This window comes from Dolichospermum sp. LEGE 00246 (assembly GCF_015207865.1).
Lineage (GTDB): Bacteria > Cyanobacteriota > Cyanobacteriia > Cyanobacteriales > Nostocaceae > Dolichospermum > Dolichospermum heterosporum.
On the sequence record NZ_JADEWA010000138.1, the window covers coordinates 1 to 11,488 of the forward strand.

The window sequence follows — 11,488 nt, forward strand, 5'->3', positions numbered from 1 at the left end:
AGGTGTGTATAAGAGACATATGCTTATGCAACCAACTCAGCAAACATTTTGGTTAATTGAAACTGAAGCAAAACCATTGCAGCAGATTATAGGTGGTGGTTTTATTTTACCAGATGGACAGGTAGCTATCGCCCGAATCTTACCACATTCCAGTTACATCACCTTTCCATCTTTGGCATCCTTTCAACAACTGCAAAATCAAAGAGGGAGAACATTAGTATTTGGAGAAAACTCACGAGATAATTATCATCTACAAAGCTTTAAACTAGTAAGAGATCAAGATGTAACAGGTATCAGCGGTACTGGTATAGTTGCCATAGGATGTTATTTTCAACTTTTCCATCAAGATATTAGTCAAAATTCTGCTAATATTGCAGTTATGCAATGGTTGAAAGCGCCTAAATCCACAGCTTGGTATACTCAAGGATGCTCCCAAATTATATTAATTCATGGACATAAAGGTAAAACCAAAATTATTGTAGATTAAATATCCCCTATTCCAGAAGTCTTCCATTTATGAACACTAGTGAAAATCTCATCTTAGTTGTCGGTTCTACCGGTGGAGTTGGACAACTTGTAGTTAGTAAACTATTAGAAAAAGGCTTACCAGTTCGTATTCTCACCAGGGATGCCGAAAAAGCCGCAAAAATGTTTAATAACAAAGTAGAAATTGCAGTTGGTGACATCTGTAAACCCAGCACATTGACAGCAGCAATGGCAAACATTACCGCCATTATTTGTTGTACAGGAACTACTGCTTTCCCCTCCGCAAGATGGGAATTTAATCAAACCCCCAACATAATCGAATTAGGAATTACCGTATTTAATCCCCGATTCCTAGAAGATAAAGCCAAAAATACCCCCACTAAAGTTGATACACAGGGTGTAATTAATCTTATATCAGCAGCACCAAAAAACCTCAACCGCTTCGTATTTGTTTCTTCCTGTGGAATTCTGCGTAAACATCAATTTCCGTTTAATATTCTGAATCTTTTTGGTGTACTTGACGCTAAAGAAAAAGGAGAACAAGCCATTATTAATTCGGGAATTCCTTATACTATTATTCGTCCCGGACGTTTAACCGATGGACCATATACATCCTATGATCTCAATACCTTACTCAAAGCCACAAGTGGAGGTAAATCAAACATCATTTTCGGAACAGGAGACACAGTTTCTGGTGATACCAGCCGCATTGATGTAGCTGCAACTTGTGTAGAAAGTTTATTTTATCAAAGTTCTGTGAATAAAGTTTTTGAAATAGTTAATCAAGGAAATAGACCGACTATAATTGATTGGCACAATCTTTTTTCACAATTATAAAAAAGAGAGCAAAAAACATGAAATTGAATAACTTTAACATCCCACTTCTTTTAATATTTGCTAGTTTTGTTTTTTCACCAGCAGGTTATACTCAAACCCCAGAATCACAAACATCTCAACTATCTGAAGAAGTTACTAAATTACGGACACAAGGACAAACAGGATTACAAACATTTCTCAAATCCCATATTAATAACCTAACATCTCCACCAAAACCACAAATTAAAACAGCTTTAGATCAATTGTGTCAACAACGAGATTGTTATGCTTCCAAATTATATTGGTATACCGATTTAGAACAAGCCAAAACTGCTGCTAAACTTAGTGGTAAACCAATCCTTTCTTTAAGATTATTGGGGAGATTAGATACAGACCTTAGTTGTGCCAACAGCCGGTTTTTTAGAGTAGCATTATATCCCAATACCGAAATTTCCCAAGAATTAAGAGACAAATTTATCTTGCATTGGCAAAGTGTTCGTCCTGTTCCCAAAGTCACAATTGATTTTGGTGACGGACGCAAATTAGAAAGAACAATCACCGGTAATAGTATTCATTACATTTTAGATAGTTCTGGTCGTCCCATTGATGCCATTCCCGGACTTTATGGACCAAAAGCTTTTCTTAAACAACTCCAGCAAGGGGAAGTAATCGCCAAAATTTTGAGTAACCAAAATGGTGAAAAATACAATTTATTATTACAACAATACCATCTGCACCGTCTTGACGACATTCAAAACCAATGGAGAACAGATTTATCTAAATTGGGTATTCAATCTCCACCCCAGTTAGTTCGCACAAATAATCCTACATCACTTCCTAGTGCTAGATTAGCAAGTTCCTTAGCAGTTTCTAAAGCAGTAGTTGAAAGACCAATTCTGAATTCTATTCAACCAGAACCAGCAGAAACTTCTTCAGAAATTCTTAACCAAGCAACTTGGAATGAATTATCTAGGCTATATCAAAACGATGCTAGACTGGATAAAAATAGTATAACTTTAATTGAAGATAAAAAGTTACCAAATACAACAGATAAAAATAATTTATCCAGAGTAATTCGTAATTTTGAAACCGTCATGGCTTTAGATACTGTCAAAAACGAATATCTGCTACACAGACAAATTCATCAATGGTTTTTAGCAGAAAATCAAACATCAAATATTAATCAGTTGAATGAAAAAGTTTATGCTGAATTATTTTTAACTCCCAGTTCTGATCCTTGGTTGGGTTTAGTCAACAATGATACTTATAGTGCCATAGATAACGGTGGTATTGTGGAAAAGAATTAGAGTTGAGGAGTGTAAATAACCTCAGCAAAAACTTTGATTTTCTGGCGTTGCTGAATGAAAGTATGAATTTTTCTCACGCAGAGACGCAGAAGCGCAAAGAGTAAGAGTTTGAGAAAGGGAATTTTTGATTTTCAGAGGATGTTTGAAAAAGGTAGGGAAGGGGGGTTAGGTTTCTGGAGATTATCAGTTTCATCTAATACTTTTCAAACAACCTCTCATACCGCCATTATCCAACGCCTATTTTCTTACCTGGTCCCTTTTTTTGTAATCTAAAAAAACTTCAAAGAATCTAATCTTCCCAGAATAGTCATATCTTCAGCATCTAATTCTACGGGAATACCACTACGAATTAGTTCCGAAAAATCCTCATTGGGAACCATAATGGTTAAGGCATAAAGACGGTTTTCACCAGTATTTTTAATTAAATGCGTCCCTGTTGGTGGTACTAATAAACTATCTCCAGCTTTGATATTTACCGTTTTCCCGTCACAAATTGCGATGCCTTCTCCTTTGAGGATAAAAAACATTTCTACAGCCCATTGATGCCGATTTGGTGGTGTTTCTCCAGCGACATCAAAGATTTCTATACAACAAGTTAAAGAAGTATTTGCACTTGCAGAATCAAAGATAATTGCTAATCGGTTAGAGTCATAGGGACTAATCCGATATGCTTGATAATCTTTGGGAGATTTAATAATGGGAATTACACAACGAGTATCGTACATATTGGTAATGGGTAATGGGTAATTGGTAATGGGTAATGGGTAATGGGTAATTGGTATTTTTACGACCATTAAATTAATGATGAATTGCGGTTACAATTGCAGAAGAATCTGTTACAAAACCGAAACATTGTTGGACATTATATAAAGTTGCTAACCAACAATATTCCGGTGAAGTTGTCGCGGTACAATCTTTGACTAAAATACAGTCATATCCTAAAAAATTGGCATCACACAAAGTTGATAAAACACATTGATCAGCATTTACACCAGCAAAGAATAGTGTAGTTATACCCAAATTTCGTAAAATACTGTCTAACGGTGTATCCCAAAATCCACTCATACGATACTTATCAACCCGGATATCTTCTGGTAGCTGTTCTAGTTCTTCCACCACAGCAGCAGCCCAACTGCCCTGCATTAGTACCTGAGAACCGTTGCTGGGAAGGGGATCACCTAATCCGACTCCTGCCCCTGTGGGGTTGTATACGTGCAATAAACCAGCGCTGATATTTAGTAAATCTGGACGATTTCCCCAATTTAGCCAAATTATAGGTATATCAGCAGTCCGCAGTTGTGGTAACAATTGTTGTAGGGGGGCAATCGGTTGACGGGCAGGGTTAACATCTACACCAATGTGTGCTAACCAACCATCAGGATGACAAAAATCATTTTGCATATCAATGACAATGATAGCAGCTTTGGATAAGTCGCAACGCAGAGTTTTAGTTTCTGTGGCTAAAATGGCTGGTCGTGGAGTCTTTTGAGGACGAGTAATATCTGCAAATGTCTGATTTACTTGCCAGTTATTGGGTGCAAATCCTAATTTCTGAGTGGGTAGATTCATAAATGCCAATTCTCGATATCGTTTTTTACGTTGTAGCTTAAAATTAGGCTAATAGATCAATTACTTAATTAAGATTAAAATCATGAACTTTACAATTAAGAATACTTTAATTAGCGTTGCCGATAGTTACGTAACTACAGACGTACAGGTTATAGATGGTAGAATCACCGCTATTACCCCTAATTTAGAAATAATTGGCACAGAAATTAATGGAGAGAACAAACTGCTGCTTCCTGGTTTTTTTAATGCCCATACCCATTCTTCGGAAATGTGGCAACGAGGAGTAATTCCCCCTTTACCTCTTGAATTATGGTTAGCACATTTATATGATTTTACTCCTTTAAATACAGAACAAGTTTATCTTAGTGCTTTGGGAACGGCAGTAGAAACTTTACTTTCTGGGGGAACAAGTGTAGTAGATCATTTAGTATTAATTCCTGGAGAAGAATTAGAAACTATTGCTACAGCAGTTCGCGCTTATCAAGAGGTAGGTATCCGGGCTTTTATTGCCCCTCTAATTCAAGATGAATCTTTGAGTATGGGCATACCTAATGGAGAATCACAGGCAAATCATGAACCTTATTTTCGTTCTTCTGGGGAAACTTTAGCAATTATTGAAACAGCAATAAAACAATTTCATCAACCAGAGGTAGGAATTAATATTTTAGTTGCCCCGACGGGAATTCAATTATGCAGCGATGATTTATTTACAGGATGTATTTCATTAAGTAACAAGTATGATCTTTGCCGTCATACCCATTTATTAGAAACCAAAGCCCAGGAAACCCTGGCTAAAGAAAAGTATGGTTGTACTGCGGTTGCCCATTTACAACGACTTGGTTTTTTGAACAGTTGCACAACTTTAGCACATTGTGTATGGTTGAAGGAATCTGATATTAATATTCTTGCCCAAACACAATCTACAGTCGTCCACAATCCTTTAAGTAACCTCCGTTTAGGCAGTGGTATTGCCCCAATTATCAAATATATTCAAGCGGGGGTTAATGTCACCTTTGGCTGTGATGGTGCTTCTAGCAATGACTCCCAAGACTTGTTGGAAGCTATTAAAATTGGTTCGATTCTACATAATCTTACAGAACCAGATTATCAATACTGGATTACACCCCGTCAAGCTGTAAAAATGGCATCTTTAGGGGGTGCAAAAGGTTTAAATGTAGAAGAGGAACTTGGTTCTCTTACTGTTGGTAAAAAAGCTGATTTAGTTTTATATGATCTCAATAATTTATCATTACTTCCCCGCACAGATCCTATTGGTTTATTAGTTTTAGGTCGTCCTGTTAATGTTGTTAGTAGTGCTTGGGTAAATGGTAAGCAAATTATTAGTAATGGAAAAATTACTACAATTAATATTGATGAACTACGACAAGAATTATTTAACCGAAGTCACTGGGAAACACAACCTAAATCAGTTAATGTAGATAAATTAACACCTCATTATCGGCAAGTTATGGGATTAGATTAATGTTAAGTTAAGCAAAATAAGGCGTTGCTGAATTGGCGTATGATTTTTGAAGGTAGAGACGTTCCATGGAACGTCTCTACAAGAGTCTTGAACGTGTGCAAAATTATTTTCATCCCTAAAATCAGCAACGCCCAAAATAATTGAGGACGGGGGTTCCCCGCCCCTACAGAGCAATTTCATCACCTTGCAGGTAGGTGAGGGTGGTATGAAGTCAAGTAACTAGTACAGGTCGGCGGAAATAAACAGACCATTCCAAATCGCTGGAAAGATCATTATATATTCGTTTTGACCTTTGACCTTTGACTTCCGCCCTGCGGTGCTAGGGTTTTTTCTCGGTCTTTACAATAGCTTCTAACTTGACACTTTTCACGCCAGGTATTGCTTTAATGAAAGTTTCAGCCTGTGTGATTTCTTTTTGAGAAGTTGCTGTTCCTTTGAGGATAATTTCACCGTCTTTGTTAGTTATTTCTAACTTGTTTCCGGGTAGAACTGTTTTCAGTTTTTTGCTAATTTCAGTTTTTAAGTCGGTTGTGGATTTAGAAGTTGTAGTGGGAGTTGTAGTGGGAGTTGCGGTAGGAGTTGCGGTAGAATTATCTATAATTCTTGTGGTATCAGAAGCAGGTTTGGCTGGAACAACGGGGGTTGCGGTGCTAGTACCAGTAGTTTCTGAACCTGTTTTTGGTGCTTCTTGACAACCAACCATGCCAGCTACTAAAACGCCACTAACTAGAAAAGGAATGAGCTTTTTCATGTTGATTTCCAAAGTTGAATACTTGAAGTGATGGAGTTTACTGTGAGTGATTCCCAGGAGCAAATCTTAAAAAAGAATTAAATTTCTACAACCAAAAGTCATGAACCAAACATCCAGATAACTGATAGAATGACAACTTTTCAATAACTAAATTAAAACGCTTTTATTGAAAAGAGCCAATTTAATTGTACTCATGGCTATCGAATATTAACGGTTTGATGCTCACAGGTAGCCACTATCTATATATTCTCTATCCTCAAGACTCAGCCGCATCTTTTTTGGGATTGGTTTACCGGTGATTGGGAATGGGTGACTGATTCGGTGACAAAGAGAGGATATTGCACCTTGAAGGTTCGGTTATACCACTTTCTATCTTTACCCCAATGACGATAATCTCGTGGATGTAGAGTGCAAATGTCTAATATAACCACCATTAGCTGCTGAAGCAATCAAGAGGTTAAAAACTGTGTACGAATGGATTTTGCCGAGTCTCAAGGAAGTTTTATCTAAAAATCAATCTCCTGTCGCTGAGTGTTCTACGGCTAAGGCGGAGCAGCAATGGCGTGTGAGTCTGGCAGCTACGGAGAACTTGCTGTTGAAAACTTTAGCCACAAGTTCATCTCATGATCCTCAAGGTTTGGTATTAGCCGCACCTGCACCTTTATTTAGTCACCCCGAACTAGCACAACGATTACAAACAATAACTTTTACAGCTAGACCTTTTAATCCTTTGGCGTTGATGCCATTTATGATGCCGTCAGAAGTGGCGCAGCATATAAATAATATAGAAACAAATACTTTCCATACTGCTACTTTTCAAGAATCTATTTTACCTTTATTGCCGGCTGATCCTCTAGGTGCGGAACAGTTTTGTTTGATATTTACAGATAAATTTAGATTAGTTTTGGTTTTGGCGGAAGATGAAAATGGCAAGAAGGAATTTTTGTTTTCTTTTGAATCAGCGGTTGTCCAAAAAGCTTGGGAATCTATAGGCGCTAGGGTGGTTTTGACTAATCCTGAATTGTTTACTGATTTAGATATTAAGGTACAAAATTATCCAGTTGTTGCCCCAGATTATCAGGTCATAATTCAATTTAGTCAGTTATTACTGCAAGAGTTAACTATTCCCACAGAAAGTAATCCAGTTACACATACTTCATTATCTTTTCATTCACCTACTCCACCGCCAAAATCTCCATCTCGTTCGGATGTGGAGTTGCTCCAAGCTTTTGCCCATGAGGTTCGCACTCCGTTAACGACTATTAGGATGATGACGCGGTTACTATTAAAAAGGAAGGATTTGCCTGTTAATGTTATCGGTCGTTTGGAGGTTATTGATCATGAATGTACTGAGCAAATTGACCGGATGGAGTTATTATTTAAGGCGGCAGAGTTAGAGAATTTATCACAACCTTCAAAATTTGCTAATTCCCAATTATCGCCGATGTGTTTGGATGAGGTTTTACAACAGAGTATTCCCCGTTGGCAATTGGCGGCAACTCGGCGTAATTTAACTTTAAATGTGGTTTTACCGAAGCAGTTACCGACGGTGGTTAGTAATCCGGCGATGCTGGATAGGGTACTTACTGGTTTAATCGAGAATTTTACGCGCAGTTTACCTCCTGGTAGTTGTATTCAGGTGCAAGTAATTCCTGCTGGTGATCAGTTAAAGTTGCAATTGTCTCCTCAGTTTGATTGTCAAGATCAAGGCTACCGGATAACGCCACCAATTCGGAAGTCGTTGGGTCAATTATTGATGTTTCAGCCGGAAACAGGGGCAATTAGTTTAAATATGGCGGCAACTAAGCATTTATTTCAAGCAATTGGGGGGAAATTAATTGTGCGTCAACGTCCCCAAAATGGGGAAGTGTTGACTATTTTTTTACCTTTGGAAGTTAGAGGTATCTGAATGTGAATATGCTGCTGCCATATATTAATTGGGTTACTATTGTTAATTTTGGATCTTTCAGAAGATGTTAGTCTCAAACCCTTTATTGACAGTAGTTTCAGAAATTAATTTCCCAGGCTAATACAAAACTTTACAAAATTAATAGCTATTCCCTCAACAATTTTAGCCATGAATTTGCTCAGAAATGATCTAATTCGAGCGATCGCAAAAATTTCCTATTGACAAATTGACAAAAAAGTGGTGTTCAACCTGGCAATGTTATTAATTTTAGTGATATTTAGGGTTGGCTGATAGCGCAGCGTGGCGTTAGCCATACTCCTGAATGGGCGCAGGGCCTGCGCCCCTACTCCCTGAACTTCGATATATCGTAGGGGTTTAGCTCATGCTTTACCCTCACATATCTCATCAATTACAGGATGGTTTAATGCTGATGTAGAGATTTTTCATGAACCGTCTCTACAACGTGGTTTGCCTAAAGGATACCAGAAGCTACACCAAGGTGGTTGTAAAGTTATTGAGTCCTAAAGTACCAGTTAAACCTGTCACCTCAATGATGGCAATAAGCACCTCTTTTTTCAAGGTGGCTTTCAGGCTCTATCCCTTATGAAACAAGCTGTTTAGTCACCTTGTCACCCGTTAAGGGCTTCGCCTCCCGTTAGGGATACGCGGCTACATAAACGTTGGTCCCGTAGGGATAGTCCGCCTACGCGGACTAACGAAAAATTAAGGAACCTAATTTTGGCTTTTTATTCTTTCCTGTAAAGCTTCTCGTGCTTGTTCTCTGTCGTCAAAGTGAATTTTTTCAGTACCGAGAATTTGATAATCTTCGTGACCTTTACCAGCCAATAATACACCGTCTCCAGGTTGAGCCTGTAAAATAGCTGTCCGAATGGCGGTAGAGCGATCGCTAATCACCATTGCCTGTACCAGATCAGGAATACCTGCCACCACATCCTCTAATATCTTTTCCGGGTTTTCCGTGCGAGGATTATCTGATGTCACCACAGCCATATCTGCGAGTTCCGCCGCTATTTTCCCCATTTTCGGGCGTTTAGTGCGATCGCGGTCTCCCCCACAACCAAATACACATATCATTCTACCAGGAATAAACGGCCGAGCCGCCTTGAGCAAATTCTCCAAACTATCGGGAGTATGGGCATAATCCACAATCACACTAATATCCTGTTGTGAACTAATTTGCACCCGTTCCATCCGTCCAGGAACACCGGGAAACCCAGGAATAGCACCTGCTACCAATTGCAAATCTAACCCCAAATGGACAACCGCACCCACCGCAGCTAAAAGATTTTCTAAGTTATATTGACCAACTAAAGGAGAACTAAAATCTACATTTCCCTGGGGAGTATGTAAAATTCCATTGACACCATTTGGTTGATAACTTAAATCACTCATCCAAAAATCAGCCGTACTATCATTAACGCTATAACTCCAAACCTGTTCCTGATTCAAAGATGCAATTATTCGTTGACCGTAGATATCATCAGCATTGATAATTGCTCGTCCTTGGAGATAATTAGGACTAAATAGCAACGCCTTCGCCGCAAAATAATCCTCCATATTCAAGTGATAGTCCAAATGATCTTGGGTGAGATTAGTAAACACCCCCACCTCAAAAGCACAACTCAAAACCCTACCCTGGTGCAAAGCATGAGAACTAACTTCCATCACCCCAGTATCACAACCGGCATTCATCGCCTTAGCCAATTGTTGCTGTAAATCCACCGAAAAAGGAGTAGTATTCACAGCGGTCTCCTCAAAACCAGGCCAGCGCGTATACAGCGTACCTATTAACGCCGTCGGTAAATTAGCCTGAGTTAAGAAATATTCAATCAAATGAGTAGTAGTAGTTTTCCCATTTGTCCCCGTCACACCCACCATTTTCAATTTTTGTCCTGGATAACCATAAAAAGCCGCAGCTATTTGGGCGCAAGCTTTAGTCATATTATCGGCACTAATGACCACAGAGTTTGCTGTAGGCGGATTTTTCCTCATAGCTTCGGGGGAAACAATCGCCGCTACAGCACCAGCAGCCAAAGCCCCCGACCAAAACTCCCCACCATCTACCCTAGTTCCTGGCATCCCAATAAACAAATCGCCCACACCACAGGTATGAGAATTAGTTTTCAGTCCTTGAATATCAATATCTGGTACATTTACAGACTCAATTCCATCCACAGCCGCTAATAATTCCCGCAATTTCATCTAGTGAACCTCGCCACAAGCTTGTCTTGCGCTTATTTAAACATTATTTTTTGTTTATTGGGAGAGATACAACAAAATTCAAGAAACGTCTTCAGGTGGATGCCAACCAGCAGAAACCCAGGCTTGTCTCACAGTCACTGCGTAGATATTATTAAGTTGTAAAGCTAAAACTGTAACACGACCACAGGCAGTTAATCCTATGATATGTGTACCATTGTTAGTCCAAGCAAAGTGAGATGACCATGTTTGCTGACGAGGATTAAATAGTTTTACCTTGCTGTCAGTAACTTGATCTAGACCATGAGTTTGAGTACCTTTGTATCCGTTGCATAGTCTACAAGCAAGCCATAAATTTTCTTCGTTATCAGTCCCACCTTTGGCTTTGGGAATAATATGATCAATCTCTAAAATACCCAATACATACTTTTGCAGACTAAGACAGTAACCACATTGATGATTAGCCTGGTTTCGCACCTTAACCCGAACTTCTTCAGAAATTTGACTAGAACTCACGCACCTAACTCTTTTATTAATCCACGTTTGACAGCTTCACTTAATGCAGTAGCTTTTCGCAATAGTCCCTCTTGATAAATTTGCATTAGTGTTTGCAATTCAGAATGTTCTGATTCTGTAACAATACCAGCTTGTTGTTTATCTAGTAACTCACTTAAACGAATATCTTCTTCAGATTCCATTTGTAATTCTGTCAAAGCTAAAACTTGCTGGTCAGAAAGTGCTGATACAGGTTCAAGGGTTGTTGCTTCTAGGCTAATAGGTGGGATAGAAAACTGGATAGTATCAACTAAGATGCTGGCTAAATCCCTGTTTGCTAGACGTGCAAAGTGTTCAGCTTTTTGATAAACGTCATCTGGTAGAGTAATTGTGATTTGGTTACTCATATTTTTTAGATAGGTTTCCTTCATATTATTGATTATAAATATTTG

The 11,488-nt window shown here is 38.7% G+C and carries 11 protein-coding genes; 5 read left to right on the forward strand and 6 right to left on the reverse strand.

Features of this window, described 5'->3' with window-relative positions; all coding sequences use genetic code 11:
- The 3 genes from IQ228_RS11455 to IQ228_RS11465 form a co-directional block, all read left to right on the forward strand.
- Positions 1-487: hypothetical protein (locus IQ228_RS11455; RefSeq protein WP_228043821.1), on the forward strand; the 487-nt coding region annotated here is incomplete at its 5' end.
- Positions 488-516: 29 nt separating this feature from the next.
- Positions 517-1,323 (forward strand): SDR family oxidoreductase, encoded by an 807-nt coding sequence (locus IQ228_RS11460; RefSeq protein ID WP_193962900.1) that lies wholly within the window; start codon positions 517-519, stop codon positions 1,321-1,323.
- A gap of 17 nt (positions 1,324-1,340) precedes the next feature.
- On the forward strand, positions 1,341-2,609 hold the full coding sequence (locus IQ228_RS11465) for a hypothetical protein (RefSeq protein ID WP_027403422.1): 1,269 nt from the start codon (positions 1,341-1,343) through the stop codon (positions 2,607-2,609).
- Positions 2,610-2,878: 269 nt separating this feature from the next.
- On the opposite strand, the gene IQ228_RS11470 is transcribed toward IQ228_RS11465, so the two are convergent.
- Positions 2,879-3,334 (reverse strand): cupin domain-containing protein, encoded by a 456-nt coding sequence (locus IQ228_RS11470; RefSeq protein WP_027403421.1) that lies wholly within the window; start codon positions 3,332-3,334, stop codon positions 2,879-2,881.
- A gap of 73 nt (positions 3,335-3,407) precedes the next feature.
- Positions 3,408-4,178 (reverse strand): cysteine hydrolase family protein, encoded by a 771-nt coding sequence (locus IQ228_RS11475; protein WP_193962901.1) that lies wholly within the window; start codon positions 4,176-4,178, stop codon positions 3,408-3,410.
- Positions 4,179-4,260: 82 nt separating this feature from the next.
- Between IQ228_RS11475 and IQ228_RS11480 the strand changes: the two genes are divergently transcribed.
- Positions 4,261-5,661 (forward strand): amidohydrolase, encoded by a 1,401-nt coding sequence (locus IQ228_RS11480; protein ID WP_027403419.1) that lies wholly within the window; start codon positions 4,261-4,263, stop codon positions 5,659-5,661.
- Positions 5,662-5,980: 319 nt separating this feature from the next.
- Here IQ228_RS11480 and IQ228_RS11485 read toward each other — a convergent pair whose 3' ends face one another.
- The gene (locus IQ228_RS11485; RefSeq protein WP_027403418.1) at positions 5,981-6,412 is read right to left on the reverse strand and encodes a BON domain-containing protein; all 432 of its coding nucleotides are present in this window, start codon (positions 6,410-6,412) and stop codon (positions 5,981-5,983) included.
- 466 nt (positions 6,413-6,878) lie between these two features.
- Between IQ228_RS11485 and IQ228_RS11490 the strand changes: the two genes are divergently transcribed.
- Positions 6,879-8,321 carry a sensor histidine kinase KdpD gene (locus IQ228_RS11490; RefSeq protein WP_027403417.1) on the forward strand — a complete coding sequence of 481 codons (1,443 nt, stop codon included), beginning with the start codon at positions 6,879-6,881 and terminating at the stop codon, positions 8,319-8,321.
- 732 nt (positions 8,322-9,053) lie between these two features.
- On the opposite strand, the gene IQ228_RS11495 is transcribed toward IQ228_RS11490, so the two are convergent.
- The 3 genes from IQ228_RS11495 to IQ228_RS11505 form a co-directional block, all read right to left on the reverse strand.
- Positions 9,054-10,544: a UDP-N-acetylmuramoyl-L-alanyl-D-glutamate--2,6-diaminopimelate ligase gene (locus tag IQ228_RS11495; protein WP_193962902.1), complete on the reverse strand. Its 1,491-nt coding sequence runs from the start codon at positions 10,542-10,544 to the stop codon at positions 9,054-9,056.
- A gap of 78 nt (positions 10,545-10,622) precedes the next feature.
- Entirely contained in the window at positions 10,623-11,057 is a 435-nt protein-coding gene (locus tag IQ228_RS11500; protein WP_027403415.1) for an HNH endonuclease, read from the reverse strand.
- The coding region (locus tag IQ228_RS11505; protein WP_228043822.1) for a hypothetical protein at positions 11,054-11,488 on the reverse strand (435 nt) is incomplete at its 5' end. The genes IQ228_RS11505 and IQ228_RS11500, both read right to left, overlap by 4 nt.